The organism is Flavobacterium sp. FlaQc-52 (assembly GCF_044007495.1).
In the GTDB taxonomy this organism is placed as follows: domain Bacteria; phylum Bacteroidota; class Bacteroidia; order Flavobacteriales; family Flavobacteriaceae; genus Flavobacterium; species Flavobacterium cupriresistens.
Genome location: NZ_JBIPCV010000006.1, coordinates 34,338 through 61,154 on the forward strand (window position 1 = coordinate 34,338; position 26,817 = coordinate 61,154).

17 protein-coding genes are annotated in these 26,817 nt (G+C 35.4%); 2 read left to right on the top strand and 15 right to left on the bottom strand.

Annotated elements, in window-relative coordinates; translation table 11 throughout:
• Positions 1–134 precede the first annotated feature (134 nt).
• Positions 135–1,877, top strand: a complete 1,743-nt coding sequence (locus ACHRV5_RS12300; RefSeq protein WP_395426957.1) for a CocE/NonD family hydrolase — start codon at positions 135–137, stop codon at positions 1,875–1,877.
• Positions 1,878–2,113: 236 nt separating this feature from the next.
• Here ACHRV5_RS12300 and ACHRV5_RS12305 read toward each other — a convergent pair whose 3' ends face one another.
• From ACHRV5_RS12305 to ACHRV5_RS12365, 13 genes are all read right to left on the bottom strand, one after another.
• Complete coding sequence (locus tag ACHRV5_RS12305) at positions 2,114–5,317, bottom strand: M4 family metallopeptidase (protein ID WP_395426958.1); 3,204 nt, start codon at positions 5,315–5,317, stop codon at positions 2,114–2,116.
• 178 nt (positions 5,318–5,495) lie between these two features.
• Complete coding sequence (locus ACHRV5_RS12310) at positions 5,496–6,230, bottom strand: hypothetical protein (protein ID WP_395426959.1); 735 nt, start codon at positions 6,228–6,230, stop codon at positions 5,496–5,498.
• Between the two features lie 637 nt (positions 6,231–6,867).
• Complete coding sequence (gene pruA, locus ACHRV5_RS12315) at positions 6,868–8,493, bottom strand: L-glutamate gamma-semialdehyde dehydrogenase (RefSeq protein WP_395426960.1); 1,626 nt, start codon at positions 8,491–8,493, stop codon at positions 6,868–6,870.
• A 153-nt stretch (positions 8,494–8,646) separates the two neighbouring features.
• Positions 8,647–9,033: a Co2+/Mg2+ efflux protein ApaG gene (gene apaG, locus ACHRV5_RS12320; protein ID WP_047778341.1), complete on the bottom strand. Its 387-nt coding sequence runs from the start codon at positions 9,031–9,033 to the stop codon at positions 8,647–8,649.
• 81 nt (positions 9,034–9,114) lie between these two features.
• The gene (locus ACHRV5_RS12325; protein WP_395426962.1) at positions 9,115–10,377 is read right to left on the bottom strand and encodes a DUF5103 domain-containing protein; all 1,263 of its coding nucleotides are present in this window, start codon (positions 10,375–10,377) and stop codon (positions 9,115–9,117) included.
• Between the two features lie 81 nt (positions 10,378–10,458).
• On the bottom strand, positions 10,459–13,365 hold the full coding sequence (locus ACHRV5_RS12330) for a DEAD/DEAH box helicase (protein ID WP_395426963.1): 2,907 nt from the start codon (positions 13,363–13,365) through the stop codon (positions 10,459–10,461).
• Between the two features lie 146 nt (positions 13,366–13,511).
• Entirely contained in the window at positions 13,512–14,285 is a 774-nt protein-coding gene (locus ACHRV5_RS12335) for a class I SAM-dependent methyltransferase (RefSeq protein WP_047778417.1), read from the bottom strand.
• A gap of 40 nt (positions 14,286–14,325) precedes the next feature.
• On the bottom strand, positions 14,326–14,730 hold the full coding sequence (locus ACHRV5_RS12340) for a GxxExxY protein (protein WP_395426964.1): 405 nt from the start codon (positions 14,728–14,730) through the stop codon (positions 14,326–14,328).
• Positions 14,731–14,799: 69 nt separating this feature from the next.
• Positions 14,800–15,618 carry a type I methionyl aminopeptidase gene (gene map / locus ACHRV5_RS12345; RefSeq protein ID WP_395426965.1) on the bottom strand — a complete coding sequence of 273 codons (819 nt, stop codon included), beginning with the start codon at positions 15,616–15,618 and terminating at the stop codon, positions 14,800–14,802.
• A 44-nt stretch (positions 15,619–15,662) separates the two neighbouring features.
• Positions 15,663–17,051 carry a TolC family protein gene (locus tag ACHRV5_RS12350; protein ID WP_395426966.1) on the bottom strand — a complete coding sequence of 463 codons (1,389 nt, stop codon included), beginning with the start codon at positions 17,049–17,051 and terminating at the stop codon, positions 15,663–15,665.
• Complete coding sequence (locus tag ACHRV5_RS12355) at positions 17,051–18,397, bottom strand: HlyD family secretion protein (RefSeq protein ID WP_395426967.1); 1,347 nt, start codon at positions 18,395–18,397, stop codon at positions 17,051–17,053. The genes ACHRV5_RS12350 and ACHRV5_RS12355 overlap by 1 nt, the downstream gene beginning before the upstream one ends.
• A 4-nt stretch (positions 18,398–18,401) precedes the next feature.
• Positions 18,402–20,060 (bottom strand): peptidase domain-containing ABC transporter, encoded by a 1,659-nt coding sequence (locus tag ACHRV5_RS12360; RefSeq protein WP_047778347.1) that lies wholly within the window; start codon positions 20,058–20,060, stop codon positions 18,402–18,404.
• Between the two features lie 27 nt (positions 20,061–20,087).
• Positions 20,088–20,762: a TetR/AcrR family transcriptional regulator gene (locus tag ACHRV5_RS12365; protein ID WP_230004590.1), complete on the bottom strand. Its 675-nt coding sequence runs from the start codon at positions 20,760–20,762 to the stop codon at positions 20,088–20,090.
• 201 nt (positions 20,763–20,963) lie between these two features.
• Here ACHRV5_RS12365 and ACHRV5_RS12370 point away from each other — a divergent pair, with 201 nt between their 5' ends.
• A complete protein-coding gene (locus ACHRV5_RS12370; RefSeq protein ID WP_395426968.1) occupies positions 20,964–22,220 on the top strand; it encodes a DUF445 domain-containing protein in 1,257 nt (418 codons plus the stop codon).
• A gap of 423 nt (positions 22,221–22,643) precedes the next feature.
• On the opposite strand, the gene gpmI is transcribed toward ACHRV5_RS12370, so the two are convergent.
• Positions 22,644–24,161 (bottom strand): 2,3-bisphosphoglycerate-independent phosphoglycerate mutase, encoded by a 1,518-nt coding sequence (gene gpmI / locus ACHRV5_RS12375; RefSeq protein WP_395427070.1) that lies wholly within the window; start codon positions 24,159–24,161, stop codon positions 22,644–22,646.
• A 139-nt stretch (positions 24,162–24,300) separates the two neighbouring features.
• Positions 24,301–26,730, bottom strand: a complete 2,430-nt coding sequence (locus ACHRV5_RS12380) for a DUF5916 domain-containing protein (protein ID WP_395426969.1) — start codon at positions 26,728–26,730, stop codon at positions 24,301–24,303.
• Positions 26,731–26,817 lie beyond the last annotated feature (87 nt).

Here is a 26,817-nt window from a genome sequence, read left to right on the forward strand (position 1 = left end):
GCAAAAGTAACAAACCGTTAAAAAACACCAGTATTAGATGCAGAACAGTTATGAAAAAACGAATCCTTAGATATCGTTGTGGACTTCTTTTGCCCTATATCAAATTTCAAAAAACGCACACTAAAAAACAAGCAATGAAATCAATTTTAAATTTTGCATTTTTTATTTTCATCCTATCAAATGCATTTTCACAACAGACAAGTGCAACAAGGTCACAAGATTTGAAAAGTACCTATGATATTCAAGATAGTGTGATGGTCAAAACACGAGATGGTGCATGGATATCGGCAATGGTAGTACGAAAAAAAGGAATCAGTACGCCAAAGCCAGTAGTACTTCAATTTACGATTTATGTCAGGGATAAAGGAAGGGATATAAAATCTTTAAAAGAAGCAGCAGATAATGGATATGTCGGAGTCATTGCCTATACTAGAGGGAAGCGGTTTAGCCCCAATGAGGTATTTCCTTATGAGAATGACGGAAATGATGCCTACGATGTGATTGATTGGATTAGTAAACAAAAATGGTGTAATGGAAGCGTAGGAATGTATGGCGGAAGCTATAATGGGTTGACTCAATGGGCGGCTTGCAAGAAAATGCATCCGGCGCTTAAAACCATAGTTCCTTATGTCGCCAATAGAGCCGGGATGGGGCTACCGATGGAAAACAGCATTTTTGTAAACCCTAATTACGAATGGTCATTTTATGCCGGTAGTACAAAATACCTCGATACTGTTGCAGGAAATGACAGACAACGTTTTAGAAAAATGATGTTTAAATGGTGGGAAACCGGTGTTGCCTATAAAAAAATGGATAGTATTGACGGTGTTCCCAACCGACTTTTTCAGAGATGGCTGACGCATCCTTCGTTTGATAAATATTGGCAAAAAATGACGCCTTACGGAAAAGAATTCGCTCAAATAAAGATACCGATTTTAGCTTTTGACGGCTATTACAACGACTCCCAAAACTCGAGTTTGTCTTATGTAAGAGAACTTCAGAAATACAATAAAAACACTCCGGTTTATATGATTATCGGACCATACGGTCACTTTGGTACTCAGATTGGTGGTGAAACCGATTTGTATAACTATAAGGTTGATCCAATAGCGTTAATCGATATAAAAAAAATAACCTACCAATGGTTGGACTATATTTTGAAAAACGGCCCTAAACCCGAAATACTGAAAGATAAAATCAACTATGAAGTGATGGGCACAAATGAGTGGCACAGTGCTTCTTCGCTTGACAAAATGAGCAATGGTTTCCTTCGGTTGTATTTGACGGATAACAAATCCGGAGATTCTTATGCCTTAAATGATAAAAAACCAGCTCAGAAAAAATATCTGTATCAGGAGGTTGATTTCGCAGACCGACAAACACAGAATAATGAGTATTATCCCGATCCCATTATTAGAAAAGAAATAAATACCAGCAACGGATTTGTTTTTATAAGTGATGTACTCAAAGAACCTATGTTGATAAATGGTTCGTTTTCGGGTGAAATAAAAGCAAGTATCAATAAAAAAGACATGGATATTGGTGTGACACTTTATGAAAAAATGCCAAATGGCGAATACTTTCATTTGTCTTATTTTTTAGGCCGTGCCAGTTATGCTAAAGATGTTACAAAAAGAAATTTGTTAAAACCAAACCGAATAGCGTCAATTCCTTTTTCAAATACACATTTGGTTAGTAAACAATTGAGCAAAGGCAGTCGTTTGGTTGTGGTGCTAAATGTAAATAAAAACCCTTTTTCAGAATTGAATTACGGAACGGGGAAGACAGTAACGGAAGAAACGATAAAAGACGCAAAAGTGCCATTGAAAGTAAAATGGTATACAGATAGTTTTGTGAAAATTCCAATTTGGAAATAAATAAGAGGAGTGAAGGTTAAAAATAGACAAACCCGACAGGTTTTAAGAAGCTGTCGGGTTTAAGTAGGTAGAAATAGTTATGAGCTATGCTTTTGATTTCAGATTTTTTAATTGAACCAATGAATAAAAATAAATCAATTATGAGTTAATTAGTATTGTTTCTTTATTGTACACTGGGATTGTCAAAATACGATTCTTTTAGGACATTTAAAATAGCATTGTCTTTATTTTAAAGATTATTTTTTAATAAATTTTTTAGCAATTCGTTGTTTTCCATTGCTTAGTTTCAGCGTGTATATTCCGGAGCTTAATTGACTAACATTAATAGAGCAACCTTTGGATAAGTTTCCTGTAGCAACTTGCTGACCTAAAGCATTTATAATTTTAAAAATAAATGGATCCTTTTCTGGTAACGAAATATTTAATTCATTATCAACGGGATTTGGATACAATTCAAAATCAGAAATTTCGTCTGTTTTATTTAAATCAGCAGTTGACAGTGTAGCCGTTACATTTACGGAATAATCTTGAACTTGCCCAAAATAAAAAGAATCACATGGTCCGGGAATAGCTTTGTATTTCATCGAAACTCTCATTCTTGTAGGGCCAAGCATTGCTGTAGCGGGTATGGTAATGTTACCAAGTACGGGAGTTGTAATGGAGGGGTCGTTTGTCCAAACTGTTTCACCAACATCACTAAAAAAACCATTATGATTATAGTCAATAAAAACCGAATACCCTTCATTACTGATATTCGCATCTTTCCATATAGGTGTAATTGAAATCGGATAATTGGATCCGATTGCCACGTCGGTAGATAGATCCGTAAAATCTTCATACCCATTTGCATCTCCTTTTTTTTCTAATGTATTATTAATAGTTCCAAATTTAACCTGACCGATTGACTCATCAATGTTATTTCCCGCAGAATCGCAATAGATTAGATTTGGGTTTATTATGTTTAATGTATAATCTTCAACCTGTCCTCCATCAAAAAAGCGACATGCGCCGGGAACTTCGGCATATTCCATAACGATTCTCATTCTTGTAATACCATTTTTTGCAACTTTCGATGGAATGGTAATTTGCCCTGTTACTACTGCGTCTCTGGTCGGCTCTTTTGTCCAGACAGTTTCTTCATATCCATCAAGAGAACCATCTTGATTATAATCAATAAAAACGGCATATCCATATCCAAATTCTGCCGGCAATCTGGAAACATCAGATGGTGTGATTGTAATAGTGTATTTTTTCCCCGCATTCACATCGCTGGAAATATGAAGAAAATTTTCATAACCTACTGTTTCTGTTGAAACATTATTAATGGTACCAAATTCTACTTTACCAATTACGTCATTACTATGTCCCGCTATTTCTTCAGACTCACAATACTCACTTTTTGTGGCTACATCAACAATATTACTTGCTGCAGAGGTACTTCCGTCATTTCCTTTTGCAACGACATGAAAACTATAATTGCTATTGTCATCTAAGTCAGTTACGGTATAGGTAGTTGTTGTACATGAACCTATAAAAATTGTTCCTTTATAGATATTGTATCGGACAATAGGCGTTTCGCTAAAAGCTGGTGCTGTCCAGGATAATGAAACCGTTGTAGCTGTTGTTCCGGATGGAATTAAATTTATGGGCGCTTGTGGTGGTGGAGCCGCCCCGTACATTGCTCCAACTCCCACAGCATAAAATGCGTTGGTTGTAGCAATAACCTCCGGTGAAGCATCACCATACAAATCTATGGCTGATTGTATTGCATAGGTTCTTGCGTCAGCATAAGTTGAGATAGGAGAAAGATATATGCTCTCTAAACGATAGGCAATCTTTGCCGCTTTATCGATGGTAATTCCGGTAACATTATATTGATCTCCGATATCATTAGTCCCTTTTTTACCAATAGATAAAATATAAAACCAATGATTAAGTACCCCTGAATTGGTATGAACTCCGCAATAATCATTAGAACTACTTGGATAATGCCCTTCTGTATCTTTCCAATAAGTCCCTCCATAGGTGTCGGGTTGTCCCTCTAATTTAGGATTACTCATAGAACGAATGCCATTTTGTCCTCCTGGTTTTACTTCATTACCTATTTCCCAGATTAATTTTGAAGGTGCTGCGTAATATTCAACACATGCAGCCCATATATCTGAGAAGCCTTCGTTTATTGCTCCGGGTTCATATTGATAAACTAAACCCGCAGTATTTTGACACACGGCATGCCCAATTTCATGAGCAACAATATCCAAAGAGGTTAGTATATCAAATCCTCCTGCATCTTTACCGTCACCGTAAGTCATAACACTTCCGTTCCAAAAAGCATTTTCATTTGTTGGATATCCACCTTCAATTAAACTGTAATGGATGTAATTTTTGATTTTTGCACCCAAATTATCAAAACTATTTCTTTCATGAATTTTCAAAAAGTAATCGTAGGTCATCTCTGCTCCCCAATGCGCATCAAGGGCTCCGTTATCTTTTTGAGCGTTATTGTATTCGGCTTGTGTCCAATTATTGTCAGCATCTGTGAAATTTGTTTCCGGATAGGTTGCTGTTCCCTTACAATCATAGGTTTGAATACCGTCGCCTCGAGTTTGGTCCATTAAAATATAAAAACCTTCCTGTAATGCGGTTTGAATTGTTTGTGTGCCGCTATAACGAGTAGCTGCATTAGCAGACAAATAGTCCATTTTATAGCGAAAAGGTTCTTTGTGATTTTCCGTATTGATGTGTATTGGTTTTTTCGGATTATTTTCTCCAAGATGTTTTATAGTTGCATTATAAAATAATGCTTCCCCTGTTAAAGCATCAATATATAAATCACCACGACTTAGAGGATTTGTTGCGTAAATATCAAATTTATAGGCCAAACGAATTTTGTCTTTTGATTTATTTTGCTCTCCTTTAAGAGGTAATAAAACCAATTCACCTGCAGGTTTTTCATAGCCTATTGCATTGGCATCATTTGGAGTTTCCCATAAATACTGCTTAGCTCCAATATGGTTTATTGCTTTATTAAAAGCTTCTTTAGCTGAAAGTGTTGGCTTGGTTATAACATTTTCAAGATTATAATAGTCACCATTCATAGAAATCAGTTTTCCTTTTTTTGAATGCAGGTTGTAGTTTACAAACTCAACTTTTATTCCCTGATTGTATAATTGAAATTTCTCATGAATAAAACCTTCTTTATCGGAATCGATTTTAATTTTTTGAAAAGATTGGTTATTGTTCAAACTCAATTGATCCTCAAAAACTTTTTCGGAATCGGAGCTTTTATAACTTGATTTGTTGCTAAAAACAATTAAATTTGGTTGTCCGCTTTCAGATAAAACTTTCTTACTTACACGTTTGTCTTTTACTTGAGCAGATATTGATGAAAACAATAAAAAGACGATAAAACAGATTATTTTGGGTTGTTTTTTTTTCATTATTCCTTTTTTGGTTAAATAGCAATGATAATTTAGATTCTTAATGCTTACGGAGTAAAAAATAAATGGACAGCAGTTTAATGCAAGCATTGCTGTTTTTATTGATAATCGAAATAGTATTTTTGTTCAGAAAATCAAATTATCTTTCCGGCAACTTTAAGAGTATAGTTGTGCTAAATCATTTTAATACGTTAACTGATTTTTTTACGTTGCAAAATGAATTTTTTGTAGCGTCGATATTCGAAATGAAATTATTTAATGCTTTTTTGGCAGAATCGGGATTGTATTTAAAGGATCGCGAAAAGAAAAATTCGCGGCAAATTACCGGTTCTGAGGATGCATCATAAATAACATCTTCTGAATATTCAATTTGTTCATCCTGATTTGGAAATTGGTTGGCGAGTTTAGAGAGTGTTTTTTTTAGCCATTTATCAAATTTTTTTTTCTCTGGTGTAAGATGGCGTACTGTTAAAACCAGTCCTATGACTTCGCTTTGAATTAAAGAAGATCCTTTTCGGCTTAACACATCTATCATTCTTACATTCATTAGTGCCACCCAAATTGGCCCATCTATGAAGCCGGATACGGGAAAACTCAGATCAGTGTCGAAATCTAACGGTTTAGTGTTTTTAGGATTTTCAATAGAAGACCATAGTGCCTCGATACGGTGGTGTATTTCATCAGACATTTTATCGTATTCTTTAAAGCGCCAATACACCCATTCTAATAATGATGCGGTAAGGCCTAAAGAGGCTTTATGACCAATTTTGTTTAATGTTTTGTCAAGTTGATCGTTTTCACCATTTGGGTCTAAAAGGGTTGATAGGATTTTATCATTCCATTTGTAATCAATTGCGTGACCAATGCTATGCGATTTTTTGATTGCTTTTGGTGGTTTGGTTAAATTTTTCATGTTTATTTTGGTAAAGTTAATTTCATATTGTTAAATGTTGTTTGAGCCATAAATCATTGTAATGTGCCTTGTTTCTATTAAGGAATCCAAAACAGATGAGGTGCTGTCTTTTAGAATTTATTTTTTCGCATTTTCAAAGAAACACTGTAAGATTATAGTAACTCGTTGGGTGTAATTGTTTTTTGATAAATAGATTGCGGTTTTACATCGTCTAAAAATGTTTTAGCTTAAATAAAGCAGAGTAGACGATGCGAAAAAAATAGAATATTATTGAAACCCCTCACAATATTATATTCCCAATCTATGTTTTCATATGTTAGATAATAGTACTTTTTAATTACACCCAAGCGAGTTGTGGTTATAAATCTTACTTCAAAGGATAAAAGAAAAACCGTAAATATGAGAATCAATTAATATTTGTAAAGTTTGAATTAATAGTCAACAATCGCCGTTGTTTTAATGTCAGAAATAACTTATTTAAGATAAGGGGTTTTAAGTGAAAAAAGAATTGAGTTTGTTATTGTGGAGGATTGATTTTTACCCGAAATTTAAAAATAAGAGGCAAAAAAAAATCCGAATCTTAAAGGTAAGATTCGGATTTCTATAGATAGTGTCGCTCTAAAACGAAAGGTGCAAATTATCCTAAAAATGGATATCTGTAATCTTCCGGAGTTACAAAAGTTTCTTTGATTGTTCTAGGAGAAGCCCAACGCAATAAGTTTAATGCAGAACCTGCTTTATCGTTTGTTCCTGATGCTCTTGCTCCACCAAACGGTTGCATACCTACAACAGCTCCTGTTGGTTTATCATTAATGTAGAAGTTACCCGCAGCATTTTGCAATTTCGTAGTTGCTACTTCAATAGCATAACGATCCTGGCTAAATACAGCTCCTGTCAAAGCATACTCAGAAGTAGTATCAACCAATTCTAAAGTTTCTTCCCATTTAGCATCTTCGTAAACGTAAATTGTCATTACCGGTCCGAATAATTCGGTTTCCATTGTAGTGTATTTTGGGTTAGTCGTTACAATAACTGTTGGCTCAATAAAGTACCCTACAGATTTATCGTAATTTCCTCCAACGATGATTTCAGCATCAGCATCTTTTTTAGCCTGGTCGATATAACTCGCCAATTTATCAAAAGAACCTTCGTGGATAACTGCAGTAATAAAGTTTCCGAAATCTTCCGGAGAGCCCATTTTCATTGATTTTACATCAGCAATTAATTGCTCTTTTACTGTTGGCCATAAACTTTGAGGGATATAAGCTCTTGAAGCTGCAGAACATTTTTGCCCTTGAAATTCGAAAGCACCACGAGAAATTCCCGTGCTAACTTGTTTTGCATTAGCGCTTGGGTGTGCAATGATAAAATCTTTACCACCTGTTTCACCAACAATTCTTGGATATGTTTTGTAGTGGTGAATGTTTGCTCCAATTTTAGCCCAAATGTCTTTAAATACATGAGTTGAACCTGTAAAGTGAACTCCTGCAAAATCACGACTTGCTAAAACAGTATCAGTAATCATTAAAGCATCTCCAAAAACTACGTTGATAACGCCATCAGGAACTCCTGCTTCTTTGAATACTTCAATAATGATTTTTGTAGAGAATACTTGACTGTCACTTGGTTTCCAGATAACAACGTTACCCATCATTGCAGCACTTGCAGGAAGGTTTGCAGCGATAGCAGTAAAGTTAAAAGGAGTAATTGCGTAAACAAAACCTTCAAGAGGTCTGTACTCTAAACGATTCCAGGTTGTAGAATCTGATTTTGGTTGATCGTTGTAAATTTGTGTCATAAATTCTACGTTGTAACGTAAAAAGTCGATCAATTCACAAGAAGCATCAATTTCTGCCTGGTGTATATTTTTAGACTGACCAATCATAGTAGCTGCATTGATGCGCGCTCTGTAGGGTCCTGCAATAAGTTCAGCTGCTTTTAAGAAAATAGCCGCACGTTGTTCCCATGCCATGTTAGCCCATGCTGTTCTTGATTCAAGTGCATTAGCAATTGCTTTTTCGATATGTTGCTTTTCAGCTAAGTGATACGTTCCTACGATATGTTTGTGATCGTGAGGAGCTGATATTGTTTTAGTGTTTCCAGTTTTAATTTCTTCACTTCCAATATATAATGGAACATCAATTTTTGAGTTCCACATGGTAGTGTAAGCTGCCTGAACAGCTGCTTTTTCTGGTGAGTTTGGTGCGTATCCTTTTACCGGCTCGTTTACCGCTTTTGGTACATGAAAGAATCCTTTTAGCATGTTATTTAAAATTAGATAATTAGACAATTTAATGGTTAGAGGATTTGATTTGTTACGAATAATCTAACGCTGCACAAAAGTACAAAGGATAAATTAATAATTTGATAATTTTATGAATAAGATAACTATAAGAAATATAGTTTTAACTCAGAATTAGTTTAAAGCAAAAGGAGCACACATTCTGAAAGTAGGAACAATTACTTTGAATGTTTTGGTGGTTGTGAAATTAATCATGTTAAAATAACCTTTCATGGCTCCATAAGGAGAGGATAATAAACAACCCGAACTATAGGTGTGATTTTCTCCGGGTTTTAAAACAGGTTTTTTTCCAATAACACCTTCTCCGTCAACAAATTCAATGTCATTAAGAGAATCGAAAATTTCCCAGTGGCGAGACGTTAACTGAACAGAATCTTTACTGTGATTCTCGATTGTAATTACATAACTAAAGGCAAAGTGGATCTTATAGTTCTTGAAGTAAGTTCCTTCAAAACTAGTTAAAACAGATATTTTTATGCCTCGTGTAATCTGAGAAACCATAACTAACGTAGTATATATGTGTGCGTTATACGTGCAAACTTACAAAAAAAATCGTTTGTTTGAAATCCTTTAACAATGTTTTTAATTGGTGATATTGATGGAGTTAGCATTTCCTTTTCCAATTACTCTCTCATATCGATCAGAACTTTGTTTGTAATAGACCAAAATAATGTAGTCGTTTTCGGTTTGGTAGAAGTTTCCGTCAATCGCATTTTCATAATTAATATTTCCTTTTCTATCCGCAATTTTATACTCAAAATTGGTAAAACCCTGTTTGATCATGATCGCTTTTTCATAAACGCCTTTATCTGTATTGTACTCCATTTTGTATTCGGGAGTCAGACTGTAATTGTTGAACATTCCGGTTACATAAATATCCTCCTGATTCGATCTGAAAGTAGGAGCGGAGAGTGAAAAATAAACCCAGGCATAATCAGCTTCAATTTCGTTGTTTGAGCCGTTTATGTTTTTCACGACAAAGTTCCCGTTTACATCCTGATACAACGTATAAATCTGATTGGCTCGTGCCTGATTGGTGTACAGATAAGAATTGTAAATATCACCGCTGGAACCCACCTTGCCTACGTTATTATTTGCGGCGCGGATGTCTTTGTTTTCAAAATACAAAAATTCATTTCCAGCCCAGAATTGGGTTTCTTTATCGTATTTGTAAACCAGTTGGTTTCCGAGGGTATACTGTGGGACGATATTTTTAATAGCAGTGCTAAAATCTCCATTTTGCAATAAAAGTACTTTTACATTTTGTAAAGGAGTCTGAAAAACAATATCGTTTGACAGTATGGCAAAATCAAGATTCTGTTTGTAATCGATATTGCTGAGGTTTCGGCTTCTCTTTACCTGAGCTGCTACGGTAGAATGTTCTTCGTACAAAATAAATTTTCTCGAAAAAACAACTTCTCTGTCTTCGTTGAGAATTTTCAGGATGTAATTCCCTGAGATTCTCAGCTGATTGGTAAATTGATTTGGGAATGGAAGTTTATAATGCGAATAAACCTGTAGGGTATTGAAAGAATTAGCGTAATTCATAATTCTTTGATTATCAAAGCCTGTAATGTAATCCGTTTTAGGGATATCTGTCGGTTTCCAGTTGTAATCGCAGTGTGTAATGTCAAAATAGTAGTTGGCTTCATTACCAAATAAATCATCAAATTGAAATTCAAAGGTAGAACCCAACTCAAATATTGGAACAACATTGGTACCATTTTGAACAAAAGCAACTGTTTTTATATTGTAAGGTGGTGCAACTTCAGTTTGTACTTCCTGCGCTGTTGCCGAAGTAAAAATAAAAAACAAAAGAAGGTACTGAAATAAAAATTTTGGCATCTTATTAGGTTGTAAGATTGTAAATATAACAATTTTATAGAACGAAAAGCAGTCTATTTTATTGGTTATAAAAACAATTCGCTAAGAATTCAAAATAAATTCCAGATTAGCTTCGAGTTCGTCGCTGATAAAACTTTCTTCTAAAAGAGAATCCGATAACAGTTTTTTGTTCTCCTGCAGTTTGATTATTTTTTCTTCTACCGTATTTTTTGAAATAAACCGAATAACATTTACTTTGTTCATTTGTCCAATTCGGTGTGCTCTTCCCACTCCTTGTTTCTCCGCAAAAGGATTCCACCATGGATCTAAGAACAAAACATACGAAGCTTTGGTAATATTCAGACCAACGCCACCTGCTTTTAGTGAGATAAAAAACAACAAAGGGGTTTCCTTTTCCTGAAAGAGGTTTACCTGCTGTTCTCTTTTTTGGGCAGGAGTTTCACCTGTAATTTCACAAAACGCTATTTTGTTTTCCTTACACCAGTCAGTGTAAAAATTTAAATTGGTAACAAACGAGCTGAAAATTATAGTCTTTTGTTTTCCTTTTACTAAGTTTTCTAGATAATTAGTAACCGCGATATATTTTCCTGAATCTATTTCCGATTCCTGATCGATCATTTTAGGGTGATTGCTCAGCTGTCTTAATTTCATCAAAGTATTGATAATGCTAATTTTATCAGGACCCGATCCGTCTGTTTTCAGTAAAAAGTTGCGTGCTTTTGATTTTTCTTTTTCATACAGTTTTTCCTGTTCAGGATCCATATTGCAATAATAAATCTGCTCGGATAATTCGGGTAAGTCTTTTAAAACCTGCTCTTTGGTTCTTCTTAAGATATACGGCTGAATTAGATTTTTTAATTCCGACAAACTATTTTCGTCCTGCTTTTTCTCAATCGGGATTTTAAAATTTTCTGCGAAAAAAGTATAACTGCCCAAAATATCCGGATTTATAAATTGCATTTGCGACCATAAATCGTCCAGCGAGTTTTCGATTGGCGTACCACTCAAAGCAATTTTATGCCCCGTATTTATTTTATTAATGGCTTTGAAAATCTTAGAATTTTTATTTTTTATGTATTGACTTTCGTCCAAAATCAAATAACGGAAATTGTATTTTTCTAAAATTGAAATATCACGATGAATGATGCTGTAACTGGTAAAAATCAAATCAGAGGTTTCTAATCTGCTCGCGACTAATTTTCTGTCGTTACCGGTATATTGCATTTTTGAAAAATGTGGCGTAAACTTTCCGGCCTCATTGTACCAGTTAAAAACCAAAGAGGAAGGCAAAACAATCAATGCTTTTAAAGGCTCTCTCTCGATAACCGTTTCATTTTGGAACAAATCAAAATTGGTGGTTTTGGTTGTAAAGCCTAACTGTTCCTGTACGGCAACGAGAACGGCAAGTGTTTGTAAAGTCTTACCAAGTCCCATGTCATCGGCCAGACAAGCCCCTAAATTCGAATTAAAATGACCTAATAGCCATTTTACGCCATCAACTTGATACGGTCTTAAAGTGGCTTTTAATAAGTCAGAGGAAACATATTCAGCTTTATAGGCCGGAGTTTCGTCATTTTTTATTTCGGGAATCGCGTTTAAAGCGGCAAAATTACTTTTGCGTAAAAGAAGATTTCCATTTTCTGTTTTGGCTAATTTTGCTAGTGAACTGTATTTGCTGAGCCATTCTAAAGGAATCAGAAAATAGCTGTCGTCAGGCAATAAAAAGAGCCTTTCTTTGCTTTTTATATTGGGAATAATTTCGCTGAAATTGATTGAAAAAGCTCCAATTGTAATTGTTATTTTGATGTCAAACCAATCTTCTTTTGTCTCTTTCGAAAACAAAATATCATGCTGTTCCGTAAAGATTTCTTTGCTTTCCAGTCTCAAATTTTGAATTGTAAAACCCAGACTTTCCAGCTCTTCTTTGTGATCAATAACAAATTGGATATTGCTGTAGGGATCAGGAACTTCTGCGTTGGGATTCAATCCAAATAATTCGTTTTTGATTTTTAGTAAACCAATTTCAAGTAATTTGTCTGTGTACAAACTCTCATCAGCACTTCGTTTAAACTGAATTATCTTGGGTTCGTTGGCAATGCTGAAATCAACAAAAGAATGTGTTTTTTTAGTTTTGCCCGCGTCAAATGAATATCCGTTGTAGTCAAAATAAAGGTTGAGGTAATAACAATTTTTAAAGAAATCATAAACAGGCTGAATCGTACAGAAAACAATTGTATCACGGTGTTCGATTTCAAAACCGGTGGCTTCAATGTCTATTTTTTTGGCGATTTCAGGAATAAAACTTTTAAAATAATCATCCACTAGTTTGGAAGGTATTTCAATGGCTTTTTTCTTTAAAAAAGGCTGTAGCTTCTTAGTGTTGAGGTCTTTTAATTGCCCTAATTTTTTATCAATAATTAACCAGCCCGGTTCATCTAAAAGAATACTAACTTCATTGTTCATGGGCAGAAATGTAGTTTGATTTTCTTTTAAAGACAGGGTATAGGTGATTCCGTCCGCATGTTTGTCAAATTGAATTTGTGGTTCAAAAGAAAGTACATCGGTAGCCACTCTGGAACGGTAAAAATCTTTTTCGGGTCCTATGTTATGACACAACGGGAACTGTTCCTGTACAATCAAATTGTAGAAAAAACCTAAATTTAATTTTAAATGCTGCCGAATTGCAAAGTCAATTTTGGAATCTTTTTGCAAATCAGCAATTGTTTTAGCCGATTTGATTTTGGCGCTAAATTTCTTGAACATAAATTCAGGCTTTAAAGAATCACAGATCGTCAGTATCCTTTTTGTATTGGGATTTAGATTTTCAAAGGCAATTCCAAACCCTTCAAGGACCCCTGTCGTTGCTTTTTTGTCTAAATATTTAATGTCATTGGTGTTCTCAACGATATATGCGGTTGGGATATAGGCATTCAGATTTTTTTCAAAACTGATGTCAAAACAAAACTGAAATGATTTTGAAAGTTCCAAGATTGGGAATTGGGTTTGGTTTGATTTGGGAAGCTACGTGAATTTAAAAAGTAGAAAACTATATACTAATTTGAAAATAGAAAGGTTGTTTTCAAATTAGTATATAGTTTTAAAATGAACTTATATCACTTATATGGTTAAAAAAATTAGTTGTCCTGCTTGAAACAAAGCGGAATAATTTCCCCTTTTGCCAAACAATATTTTTCCACCAATTCAGGAGCAATTTTATTTGTATAGTCTTCTTCGATTACGATAAAGCCGATACTTCTTAATTTATCAAAATAATCACGACCATAAACACGAACGTGATCGTATTGTCCGAATATTTTAGCACGTTCTTTTTGATCGGTAATAGAATCATCTGCAAAAGTAACTGCTCTCGATAAATCCTGAGGAATCTGAAGAATGGCCATACCGCCCGGTTTTAAGACACGGTATAATTCCTGCATCGCTTTGGTATCGTCCGGAATATGTTCTAATACGTGATTGCATAAAATCACATCATATTCGTTGTCTTTAAAAGGTAAATTGCAAATATCTGCCTTTACATCTGCCAAAGGCGAAAGTAAATCAGTTGTAGTATAATCAAGGTTTTTTTGCTTGCGGAATCTCTTATAAAAAGCCTGTTCCGGAGCAAAATGCAATACTTTCTTCGGTGCTGTAAAAAAATCAGTCTGATCGTTTAAATACAACCAAAGTAAGCGGTGTCTCTCTAATGAAAGCGTACTCGGCGAAAGTACATTGTTACGTTGTTTGCCATATCCGTAAGGCAAAAACGACCTGAAACTTCTCCCATCAATCGGATCAGTGTACTTACTTCCCTTCAAGGAAAGCGCTAAAATCGGACGTGCTACATAACTCAAACGAATTAATAAAGGTCTTGGAATAGTATTTAGGACTAGTTTAAATAGTTTCTTCATGGGATGATTTCGCAGAGATACACAAAGGAGACACGGAGTTTCACAAAGTGTTTATAAATCTTTTTATATTGTTTTTTAAAATTTTCGAATTAAAATTAATAAGTAACCCTAATGGATAATTCCCTAGTTTTAGATAAGTTAGTATCTGTGCAAAATGAACATCGGTAAAAGCTTCGACCGTTTTTAATTCAATTACAATTTTGTTTTCAACTAATAAATCAATCCTATAGCCATGATCTAGTTTTATGTCTTTATAGAGAATTGGTAATGCTTTTTGTTTTTCAACCGTTAAACCAGAATTCACAATCTCGTAATACAAACATTCCTGATAAGCAGATTCTAATAAGCCGGGACCTAATTGTCTGTGAACTTCAATTGCCAAGCCTATAATTTTATAGGTAATCGCATCCAGCTCATCCTGAGAAATTAAGTTTTCAGATTCCATTTAAAAAAGGCTTAAAATAATTTTTGCGAATCTCGGCGTATATCTTTGTGAATCTCTGTGTAACAAAACCTACAATACTAAAGGCACCTGTCTAAACTCATCTTCTTCATTACTCTCAATGCCCAATGCTTTATAGATATAAGCGAAAGTAGATAAGATTTCCGGTTTGCCGTCGATTAAAGCTACGTCGTGCTCGAAGTGGGCACTTGCTTTTCCGTCGGCAGTAAGGATTGTCCAGCCGTCTTTTAGTTGTTTGATGTTTCGTGTTCCCAGATTGATCATCGGTTCGATGGCAACCACCATTCCTTCTACAAAAAGTTTTCCACGACCACGTTTTCCGTAGTTTGGCATTTCCGGTTCTTCGTGCATTTTTTGCCCTAAACCATGACCTACCAATTCACGAACTACACCGTAACCATGAGCTTCTGTATATTTTTGAATCGCATTTCCAACATCTTCCACGCGATTTCCGGCTTTAAATTCTCTGATCCCTACATAAAGAGATTCTTTAGTGATTCTCAGAAGTTTTTTAACCTCAGGAGCCACTTCTCCAATTTCAAAACTGTAAGCGTGATCTCCGTGATATCCATTTTTAAAAGCACCACAATCTACAGAAATAACATCACCGTTTTTCAGTGGCGTATTATTAGGGATTCCGTGTACAACCTGTGCATTCGGACTCATACAAAGCGAGTTCGGGAAATCATATAAACCTAAGAAACTTGGTGTCGCACCGTGATCACGAATGAACTCTTCGGCTAACTTGTCAAGATATAAAGTGGTAACTCCTTCTTTAATTTCAGAAGCAATCATTCCTAATGTTTTAGATACGATTAAAGCACTTTCGCGCATTAATTCGATTTCTTCACGTGATTTTACAATAATCATAATTTCGGATTTTCAGTTCGCAAAAGTACAATTTTTAATATAATCTAATTTGGATTTGCCATAATTTTAAAAAGTTCGGAGTTAGAAACGTAAAAACGATTCGCCAAATTGATCTGAGCCAGTTGTGCACTGATCAAATTGTTCTCGCGAGTGTTGATTAAAAACAAAGAACTTTCCCCAAATGAAAACAAACGTTCTTCCGACTGCAACATGGTCTGATTGTCTTTTGACAAGTCTTTAATTAATTTTAGCTGTTTAGAAAGAGACAGGATTTCTGTGTTCTGCGCCTGAATTTTATTCGAAAGCTGCATTTTTTCTACATCTAAAATATATTCCGTTTCCTGAATTTTGTATTTAGTCAGTTTTAATTTGCCGCGTTCTTTTCTCAAAAACAAAGGGAATGAAAAATCCAAACCAATTTTATAATCATCCGTTTGAAAATCGTTAAAATATTTGGGTTGTGACAAATAAGAATACCCAACGTCTATTTTTGGAAGTAGTTCGTTGGCATTCAATTTTCGTTCTACATTCAAAATGTCAATTTTGCGTTGTAAAGCATTTATTTTTGGATGGTTTTCAATCGAAAAACCGTCTGTCGTTAAATTATTAGTTTGCAAAGTTTCCTGAATGGTGTTTTCGAGTTGTGCTTCCGGAATTAAACTGTCTGAAATTTCCATTGGAACAGCATTATCCAGCCACAAGTAATTAGACAGTTCCAGTTTTGCTTTGGCCAGTTTAAGTCTCGAATCTTCTAAGCTCAAAAGTCTGTTTTTTACGGCAATTCCTGCTTCAACACTATCGATGGCGGGTTTGTCTCCTTGTTGAATCAAAGATTGAATTCCGCTGTTTCGTTTTTTGGCATTCGTGCTGTAGCTTTCGTATAGTTTTACTTCTTCGTAGTTTTTTTTCCAGTTAAAATACGCCAATGATGCATCATACAAAACCGTAATAGCCTCCAGTTTTACCTCAGATTTGCTTAATTCTATTTGCATTTTCGCTTTGCGTAAATCCGCCATTCTTTTATTGATCCACAAACCTTGCCCCAATGGAACGCTGATTCCTAAAGAAGTCAAACCTTGATTTGGAGTGGTGTTTTCGGGATTCAGATAATAGCCTTCGTTGTTGTCAAAACCCGCTTTGATTTCAACCCCATACCAGGTTGGAATTTTAAAGCTACTGTTTAAAAGCGAGTAGTATTCTTTGTCTTTGAATTGTTTTTTAGAATAGTCAACGTCAATTTTCGGATCAAAACTACCGCGTGCCATCATCAGTTCCGCTTGGGCTTTATTAAGTTCAAGTTGTGCATTTTTAACCAATGGATGGTATTTTTTCACATAACCCAAAAACTCATTATAGCTCAGCTCTTTTGAGATGGTTTCCTGTCCATTTGTGACAATGGAAAAAAATAATAATAGATAGAAAAGTCGTTTCATTATTTCTTTTCTTTAGTTGGTTTTGCGTCTTTTTTATAATAATTAGGAGGGAATCCGTTTAAGGTTCTCCATATTTCAAACCACATAGGAACAGTGTCTAATAGGGCCAATGTTTGTGCTCCTGAACCAATACTCAATTGTGCCGGCCATTTCGGTTCGTTCGGATCCGGTGCAATTAAAATTCGGTATTTTCCATTGTCGCTGATGAAATTTTCGACCGCTACAATCTTACCACCAAAAGTACCATACGAAGCATTTGGCCATCCCGAGAAGACAATAGTAGGCCATCCGTCAAACCAGACTCTGACTTTTTCTCCCTTGCGAATTAAAGGCAAATCAACCGGGTTAACATAGGTTTCTACCGCAATATCATAAGCAGAAGGCATGATGGTTGCAATGGCAGTTCCTTCTTTTATCGTTTCGCCAATTCCCGATTGCAAAGCCCTGTTTATGTAGCCGCTTTGTGCTGCTCTGATATAGTACATATTGTTACGAATACTATAATTGGCATATTGGTTTTCAAGTTTGTTCACCTGAGCAGATGCATCGTATTGACTGCTTTTGGCGGTAAATTGATCACTTTCAGATTTGGCTACTTTCTCCGAATATTCCGCAATGATACGATTGATCTCTACTTTTGAGTTGATGAAATCGTTTTTGCTGCTCAATAATTTGTTCTCCTGATTGATGATTTTGGCTTCGGCGTCCTGTAATTTTAAACGTTTTTCCTCAACATCGGTCATTGGTTTTAAACCTTCTTTGTTTAATTGCAAAGAACGGTTGTATTGCGTATTGGCAATTTTGAGCTGTGTGTTAACGGCAATCAAATCAATACTGTCACTTTTAATTTTTAAGCGTGCTTGTTTGATTTTATTTTGCCCCTGTTCTAACTTTAATTTTTTCTCAGATTCAATGGCTCTCAATTGATTGCTTAGACTTGCTACTTTAGATTCGTAAGATTGCACGGCTTGTTTTTTGGCGTCCACCTGATTTTTGGTGTTGCTGACCAAATTCGGGTCCATATAATCTTCTTTGATCTCCGAAATGTATAAAATAGTATCTCCTTTTTTTACAAAATCACCTTCCTGTACATACCACTTCTCAATTCTTCCCGAAATCACACTTTGTATCGATTGCGGACGTTGATTAGGCTTTAAAGTGGTTACGGCTCCTGTACCCGAAATGTTTTGAGTCCACGGTAAAAAAAGAAGCCCAAAGCCCAAAATAGAAATGCCTATTATAATTTTGTTTAAAATTTTATAGTGCTTTTTATTCGTTAGCGTCTGTATCGTTTTGAAACGCGCTAAAGACTGATCCGATTTAGTGTTGTCTGAAATATGTAGCATCTTTTTAATTTTTAGAATCTTGTACTATTTTACCGTCCTGCATCGTAATCACACGATTGCTTTTGGTTTTCCAATACGGGTTTTTAGACGAAACGATGATCGTCCAGGAATGTTCTTTAGCAGTAATGAAATCTATAATTTCGTTGGCTACATTTTCATCCATAGTGTCCGTTGGGTCTTCGTAGAAAAGTACTTTTGGTTTATGGATGATACTTCTGGCCAGTAATATTTTTTGAATATTTGAAGACGACAATTGTTTTCCTTCCGGAAAAATCAAGGTATCTAAACTCTTCGGAAGCGATTTTATATAATTGGTAAGCTGTACGCCATTGATCGCCCATTTTAAATCTTCCTGTGTAATGGAAGGATCTTTAAACGTAATATTGTCTAAAATACTGCCTTCAAAAAGGGTTTCTCCATAAATGATACTTCCAATCTGAGAGCGGTATTGTTTTAAATTAATTTTTTTGAAAGTATCATCATTAATGTAAAACGAACCGGTAGTAGGTTGTAACAATCCTGAAAGTATACGAATCAGAGTCGTTTTTCCCGAACCGTTTTTTCCGTCGACAAAAATATGCTCGCCCTGCTCAATTTTCAGACTGATGGTGCGCAGCGTATTTTGTTTAGTGTCCGGAAATTTAAAAGTCAGATTTTCAGTTTCAAGACTAATATTGGTATAACAGTTGTCGTAAGAACCACTACTGTCTTCTTCAAGTCCCATATCGGTTACCTGGCCGATTTTCTCAACAGAAGTCAAAACGTCGTAAAAAGTTTCCAGACCAATTATAATTTTTTCAACAGAAGTGATCACCAATAAAATGATAATCTCTGCTGCCACAAACTGACCGATATTCATTTCTTGCGATAATACGAGATAACCACCAATGATTAATAAACTGGCTGTTATTAATATTTTGAAAATGATTAATTGTATGAACTGTCTTTTAATAATGTTGAAATGCTTTTCTCTGTAAGTCAGATAATCATTGACCAAGTTGTCATTTTTGTGTAACGCATATTCATAGTTCAATTCATTTCTGAAACTAAAATTATTACGCGCGATTTCCTGCAACCAGCTGGCCACTTTGTATTTGAATTTTGATTCTTTCAAACTTGTTTCTAAACCGGTGCGGTACGAAAATTTAAAGATGAAAAACAATAAAAAGAACAGTAAGATACCAAATATGATAAAGAACGGATGATACAGCGAAAGCAGAATGATTCCGAAGGCAATTTGTAATAAAGCAGCCGAGAAATCGATCAATAATTTTGAAGTTCCTTTTTGAATGGTTAAAGTATCAAAAAAACGATTCGCTAATTCGGGCGGATAGTTGGCGTAAAGCGCTTCAAATTTTATTTTAGGCAAACGAGTTGCAAATTCAAAAGAAGAGCGAACAAATATTTTTTGCTGTAAATTTTCGGTGATTCTAAGCTGCATAAGAGACAGAATTCCAACCAGAGCAACTCCAACTACTACCAAAAGAATCAAAACAATCCACGAAGCACTGACGCGACCCGATTGTATAAAGTTAATAATGGCTTGAATACCTAACGGCAGCGACAAACTGATAAGTCCTGCGAAAATGGCATAGAAAAAAATTTGTACAATGTCTTTTTTGTCTAATGCGAGTAAGTTGTAAAATCTTTTTAAGGGTGTCATAAATAAATTGGTATTATGATTTATTTTTTATTTTGAAAGAATTCGGTCTACTAAATCCAGATAAAAGGAAGTTACCGTTACAGGTTCATTACAGTCTGTTATCGTCTTTAAATGTTCGTTTAAAAAATGCTGATGCAGACTTCCTTCAACGATGCTTGAAACTAAACTTTTGGCAAAAGGATAATTGGGATTTACTTCCTGCACGATGCTAATGATTCGATTAATAACTCTTTTGTAAACCAGAAAAAAACCTTCTTTGTTGTCCTCATCAACCTCTTTGGTATAAATAGTTTTGGTGAATTCTGAAATTATGATTTTATTCAAAATAGCCTCATCAATATGGGTAGTGACGGGATTATTTGTGATTTTTTCCGTTACAATGGTGATTGCTTTGTGTAGTCTTTCGGTTGGATTGGTGATGTTGTTAGTGGCAAAAACCAACTTGTATTCCATCCATCCCCAATACCAGGATGATAAATACACAACCAGTTTGTGTTTGTTTTCAAAGTAGCGATAAATCGAACTTTCATTTGAACCAATTTGTTCTCCCAATTTCTTGAAAGTAAAATGCTCGATACCGATCTGATCGATTAAAAGAATACTGTTTCCCACAATCTTCTTCCCTAAATCAGAGGTTTCAGGATCTTTTACATATAATTTTTCGTTAACCTGAATTTTTATATTTGAAAATATTGCATTCATAATTCGATATTATTTTACGCAAAGATAATAGTAATACTTTTAATTATGAAACTTTAGCTTTTATTTAATCAATTAAATCGCTGTCATAGCCTTTGTTTGTTGACTTTCAATTTGATGCAAGAGTAAAAAACAACAGAATATTCCTCTGAATTAAGTTTGGATAAAAAAGCTTAAATTAGCGTATCAAACATTTTAGCTGTTATGGAGTCAGTTGTAAATCAAGAAAATAGAATAAAAGAAAAGGCCCTGAAACGCATGAAGAGAAATGCTCTGGCACTTTTAGGAGTCGCAGTGCTTTTGTTTGTAGTGGCGGTTTATTTTAAGATTCCGATGTTGCAAGCTTTTAGTGAAGCGGCAATGGTTGGCGGTATTGCGGATTGGTTTGCGGTTGTGGCTTTGTTTCGGCACCCGCTGGGGATTCCGATTTGGCATACGGCGATTATTTCAACCAAAAAAAATGAGATCGGAGAGAATCTGGGCAATTTTGTTTCGGAAGAATTCCTGAATCGGGAGAAATTAGAAATCAAGTTGGCAGAATTCAATTTTGCGGAAAAAGCTTCCGACTGGTTGTCGCAAGAAGCCAATGCAGCTAAAATTGCCGATTTGGTAGCGGTAAATGTAATTCCGGGTATTTTAAAGGCGATAAAAGACGAAGACATAAAAAGATTTATTCAGGTTCAATTTGCAGCAAAACTGGCCGGAATTAATTTTGGAGATTGGGTCGCTCTGGCCTTAGAGCCTTTGCAGAAAGGGAATGTAAAAGACCAATTGCTGACGAATCTTTTAGCGCTCATGAGCACAGAATTGAGCAATAATAAAGATTTAATTCGGAAAAAAGTAAAAGCATCGACTCCTTTTCTGAGTTTCGGTTTGGCGGATAAAAGCATTTCGGAAGGGGTTTTTAATGGATTGCAGGATTTTTTAAACGAAGCCAAACATCCCGGAAGTGCCATTAGGATCAAAATAGACGAATATGTTTATGATTTTCTGGATAAGGTCAAAAACTCAGAAGAGATGAGAGTCAAAATAAATACTATGATTCTTGATTTTGCCGGAAAAAAGGAAGTTCAGGATTACATTAATGGAATTTGGGACGAGATAAAACTATCGATCACAAATGATTTAGAGAAAGGAAATGAATCATCGATAAAAAATAATATCGCAAGTCTCGTTCAGAGTTTCGGAAATGGACTTAAAGAAGATGCAGTGATGATCGATAAGATCAATAATTTTATCAAGAATGATTTGCTGACCGTGCTTTTGAATAATAAAAAAGTAATCGGAGATTTAATATCCTCGACGGTAAAAAGCTGGGACGGTAAAGAGGTTTCAGAAAAACTGGAATTAGAAATCGGAAAAGACCTTCAGTACATCAGAATCAATGGGACATTGGTTGGTGGTTTGATTGGTTTAGTCATTTACGCTGTGGAGTGGGTGTATCATTATAGTGTTATGTGAAATTTTTTTTAAACCATATAAGTGATGTAAGTTCATTTTACTGGGGGTGTTGAAAAAAAGTTCTTTTTTTTGTTTTGCTTTAATGTTGTTGGGTTTAGAAAAAAACATTTCTCGCAAAGTCGCAGAGTCGCAAAGTTTTTTGTTTGATTTTTTAACTTTGCGACTCTGCGACTTGGCGAGATTTTTGAACATTATAAAATGTAAAAAGGAGCAAAAAATCATTAGATTTTTACTCCTTTTTTTATGTTTAAAGACCACTCCTTTTTTAAGCTCCCCAGTAAAATGAACTTACATCACTTATATGGTGAACCAAACAAAAAGCATATTTTAAGCTCCCCAGTAAAATGAACTTACATCACTTATATGGTAAACCAAACACAAAGCATATAAAAATAAACTCCATGTTTTAAAAAAAAGCACCTATTACAATAACGAATGACAAGTCATAGCTGCCGGTTGCTGAACTCCCATTAGCTCTAAGATTGTTGGCGCAATATCTCCTAAAACACCATCATTAATGTTTTTCAGTTCTTTGTCAACCAGGATAATAGGCACCGGGTTTGTGGTGTGGGCTGTATTTGGGCTTCCGTCAGGATTGATCATTGTTTCGCAATTTCCGTGGTCGGCAATTACAATCGTAGTATAATCATTTGCCAAAGCCGCTTCGATAACCCCTTTTACGCAGGCATCAACCGCTTCACAAGCCAGAATTGCAGCACTCATGATTCCGGTATGTCCTACCATGTCACCATTGGCAAAATTAAGACATACAAAATCAACTTCGCCTTTGTTTAATTCCGGAACAAGAGCATCTTTCAGTTCGTAGGCACTCATTTCCGGTTGCAGGTCGTAAGTAGCTACTTTTGGAGAGTTTCTTAAAATTCTGGATTCTCCCACAAAAGGAGTTTCTCTTCCACCTGAAAAGAAAAAAGTAACGTGTGGGTACTTTTCAGTTTCGGCAATACGGATCTGTTTTTTACCGGCTTTTTCTAAAACTTCACCAAGAGTTTCGGTGATGTTGTCTTTATTGTAAACTACTTTTACGTTTTGATACGTTTCGTCGTAGTTGGTAAGCGTAACATAATACAGGTTCAGCTTGTGCATGTTTTGCTCGTGAAAGTCTTGCTGCGAAAGCGCTTCTGTAAGTTCACGACCCCTGTCTGTTCTGAAATTAAAGAAAATCACCACATCATCATCAGCAATAGTTGCCAATGGTTTCTGTTGCTCGTCAACTAATACAATTGGTTCGATAAATTCATCGGTTATGTTGTTGGCGTAACTGTCAAGCACACTTGCAACCGCATTTTGAGAGTGTGTTCCCTGTGCATTTACAAGTAAATCATAAGCTAATTTGACACGTTCCCAACGTTTATCACGGTCCATTGCGTAATAACGACCTATGATAGAGGCAATTTTTACAGGAGTATCTTTAATGTGATCTTCTAAATCATGAATGTATTTTGCTCCCGATTTAGGATCCACATCACGACCGTCTGTGAAAGCATGGATGAAAACATTTTGCAAACCATATTCCTGAGAAGCATCAATCAATCCACGTAAATGAGACGTGTGAGAGTGTACGCCACCGTCAGAAACTAATCCTAAAAAGTGTACTTTTTTGTTGTTTTCTTTGGCGTAGGTAAAGGCATCAATAAGCACTTGTTCTTTGGCAAGTGTTTGATGTGCTACTGCCAGATTTATTTTGGCTAAATCCTGGTATACAATTCTTCCTGCACCAAGATTCATGTGACCGACTTCGCTATTTCCCATCTGACCTTCCGGTAGACCAACGTTTAAGCCATCGGTTCTAAGTTGGGCGCTTGGGTAGTTTTGGTAAAGACTGTTTATAAAAGGAACATTTGCATTGTCTATTGCAGAAACTTTAGGATCAGGAGATTTCCCCCATCCGTCTAAAATCATTAGTATAACTTTCTTGTTCATCATTTTTTGTTTTCTGCAAAGATAAACCATTTCTAAAAGGAGCAAGGAAGCATTGTTACAATTACAGTTAATAAAATGAACCGTATTGAAAAATACTAATTTAATTATAGAAGCCTTTATTTTTTAAAATTAATTCAGACTAGACTCCGTTTTTAAGCCTGTTTTTGACGGCATTGTAGTCAATGAAATATTTGACACTTACAGAAAAAATGTGTTTTAGAGCCTCATTGTTCAACAGGTTGGTTACATTAGATCCGTAATCTTTATCAATAACACGCTCAAAATTAGAAGCATTGTTTCTGTATAAAACAGAAAGCTGACTTCCCGGAGCAAACCACCAAGAGTACGATAAATCGGCATTCCAGGAATAAAAACTGGAGTTTTTGTTTTTGGTGTATTCCGGATAAGGAGTTAAAGTTCCGTTAGATTCGAGTTGAAGTATTTCTTTATTCTCTGCAAACGACCAATATTGACGTACCGCCAGATTGATAGTCATGGTGCTGTTTAGGGCATATTTTCCGCCTAGTGTATTAGAGTAAGTGATTACAGTTCTATTGGCAAAAACGATATCCTTTGGAGTGTCTTGATTGTTGTCCTGATCAAAACTGTCAATATAGCCTTTGTTGTTGTTTCTTCTAAGGAAACTAAAAGTATAATTTAATAACAGTTTGTCACTAAAACGATACCTCGGACCAATATCGAAACCGTAATTTATGCGTCCCGGTTCATCCATAATGGCAATGGTAGGATTGAAATCCAGCGCAAATTTATAATTGTAATTGGTCGAAACACTTGCCCATGATTCAAACCTTCTTGGGAGAGCGACATATCTGTTGGTTGCTCTCGGTTCGTAATAATCGTAAGACTCAAAAGGGTATAAAGAAATACCAAAACCATAATAATTGTTTTTTATGGTAGTTACATTTGTATTTACGGCAATATTGCTCTCCTGAATTTTTCCGGAATCCTTGTTGAATTCAGTATAGGTGTTAAGGTTGACTTTAAAAGCATTAAAAAGTTTGGTAGGATTCAGTATTCTGTAATTGGCATTTCCGAAAAAGTTGTAATAATTGGTATAGAAATTAATTCCTAAATCATTAGGATCGTAATCTTTAGACACAAAATCGGAGCCTATGCTATAACGATAGTTTCCACTGGTTTCTGCAAAGCCTATGTTGGCGTATATTCCGTTTTTATCTTCTGTATCATGGACGGTACTGTATTTGAAATTTCCTGATAAGTTATAAGTATTGGCTTTAGTGTTTAAATCCCAAACCAAAGCCGAAACATTGGAGTCTCTGAAATGACCATTTCGGGTCACATTTGTATTAATGAAGGTTACAGATGAGTTTTTACGAAAACGCTGGTCTAAAACCAGAACATTGTAGTTCATTAACGGCTCAGCAATTACACGTCTGGTTTCTCCTGTGAGGGTATCCTTTATAGTGGCAAATGTTTTTTCTGTCACAGCATTTAAAATTCCAATACCAAGACCTTTTTTGGTTCGTCCCGAAATTTTCAGGGCATTGATCAGATTTACATTCTGCGGGTCTTCAATTATCTTCTCATTATCCTCCAGATCCGGTTCAATAGTAGGCTTGCCGCCAATTCTTCTCGAATAAAACAATTCTCCTTTATTAAAGAGATCTGTTCCTTCGGTAAAAAAGGCTCTGTTTTCATTGAATTGTTGTTCAAACGGACCCAGATTCAAAATCTGATCATCGTATTTTGCCTGTCCGAAATCGGGGACCAAAATAGCATCCAGTGTAAAAGCATCGTTTATACCGTACTTAATATCCATTCCGCCTTTCATTGTACCGTACGTTTGTTGATTTCCGGCAGCATTTAAATAGTAAGAAGCATAAGGCATGAAGAACAATCGGGTAGGAGGTTTGATGTTTTCAATTCCTTCCAGATTACCATTTTGTTGTGTGAAAGTACCTATTTTAGTATTGATTAAAGTCCAGGTGTATTTTTTTCGTTCGCGTTTGATTTCTCTGAAAAAGTTAATTCCCCAGGTCTGTTTCTTTCCTTCTGAAAAACGTAAGGCAGCGTAGGGAATCTTCATTTCTACTACCCATCCTTTATCGGACAGCACGGCTTTACTAATCCAGATCGCGTCCCAGGAATAATCTTCGCCGTTTGCATCCGTCATTATGCAATCTGCCTGAACGTCTGCAGCAGATACAAAAAATTCGAAGTTCTGCTGACCGTCATTAAAACCATTTATAAAAACACCAAAAAGATCGGCTGTTCCAAAATCATCTCTTTGAGAAATCTCTTTTAGTATTTTATTGGGTTCGTCATCGTGCATAATGGCACCTATATAAAGAGCGTCGTTATTGTACAGCACTTTGATTTCGGTTTTTTTTGTGTCGGGAATTGGTTTTCCGTTATCCGGTTCAAACATGATAAAATCGGAAGCAACGGTTGCCGTTTCCCAAGCTGGTTCATCCAGTTTTCCATCAATAGAAATACCTTGCGAAATTTGCTGTGCCTGCAAAGTTTTCTTTTGGCTGTAAGCCCAAAAAGAGGAGAGAAGAAGGGTAAAAAAAACTAAATTTTTCATGGAACCTATATAGAGAGTAAATGTGATAATTGATTTATGTAAAGACGGAATTTTTTTGTAATTGTGGCAGTTTTGAGTCAAATGGTG

Coding starts and splice junctions, on each gene's coding strand:
- ACHRV5_RS12380 (WP_395426969.1), bottom strand. CDS start 26,730: ATGAAAAATTTAGTTTTTTTTACCCTTCTTCTCTCCTCTTTTTGGGCT.
- ACHRV5_RS12355 (WP_395426967.1), bottom strand. CDS start 18,397: ATGCTACATATTTCAGACAACACTAAATCGGATCAGTCTTTAGCGCGT.
- ACHRV5_RS12365 (WP_230004590.1), bottom strand. CDS start 20,762: ATGAATGCAATATTTTCAAATATAAAAATTCAGGTTAACGAAAAATTA.
- ACHRV5_RS12340 (WP_395426964.1), bottom strand. CDS start 14,730: ATGGAATCTGAAAACTTAATTTCTCAGGATGAGCTGGATGCGATTACC.
- ACHRV5_RS12335 (WP_047778417.1), bottom strand. CDS start 14,285: ATGAAGAAACTATTTAAACTAGTCCTAAATACTATTCCAAGACCTTTA.
- apaG (WP_047778341.1), bottom strand. CDS start 9,033: ATGGTTTCTCAGATTACACGAGGCATAAAAATATCTGTTTTAACTAGT.
- ACHRV5_RS12325 (WP_395426962.1), bottom strand. CDS start 10,377: ATGCCAAAATTTTTATTTCAGTACCTTCTTTTGTTTTTTATTTTTACT.
- ACHRV5_RS12360 (WP_047778347.1), bottom strand. CDS start 20,060: ATGACACCCTTAAAAAGATTTTACAACTTACTCGCATTAGACAAAAAA.
- ACHRV5_RS12350 (WP_395426966.1), bottom strand. CDS start 17,051: ATGAAACGACTTTTCTATCTATTATTATTTTTTTCCATTGTCACAAAT.
- ACHRV5_RS12300 (WP_395426957.1), top strand. CDS start 135: ATGAAATCAATTTTAAATTTTGCATTTTTTATTTTCATCCTATCAAAT.
- ACHRV5_RS12305 (WP_395426958.1), bottom strand. CDS start 5,317: ATGAAAAAAAAACAACCCAAAATAATCTGTTTTATCGTCTTTTTATTG.
- map (WP_395426965.1), bottom strand. CDS start 15,618: ATGATTATTGTAAAATCACGTGAAGAAATCGAATTAATGCGCGAAAGT.
- ACHRV5_RS12310 (WP_395426959.1), bottom strand. CDS start 6,230: ATGAAAAATTTAACCAAACCACCAAAAGCAATCAAAAAATCGCATAGC.
- pruA (WP_395426960.1), bottom strand. CDS start 8,493: ATGCTAAAAGGATTCTTTCATGTACCAAAAGCGGTAAACGAGCCGGTA.
- ACHRV5_RS12370 (WP_395426968.1), top strand. CDS start 20,964: ATGGAGTCAGTTGTAAATCAAGAAAATAGAATAAAAGAAAAGGCCCTG.
- gpmI (WP_395427070.1), bottom strand. CDS start 24,161: ATGAACAAGAAAGTTATACTAATGATTTTAGACGGATGGGGGAAATCT.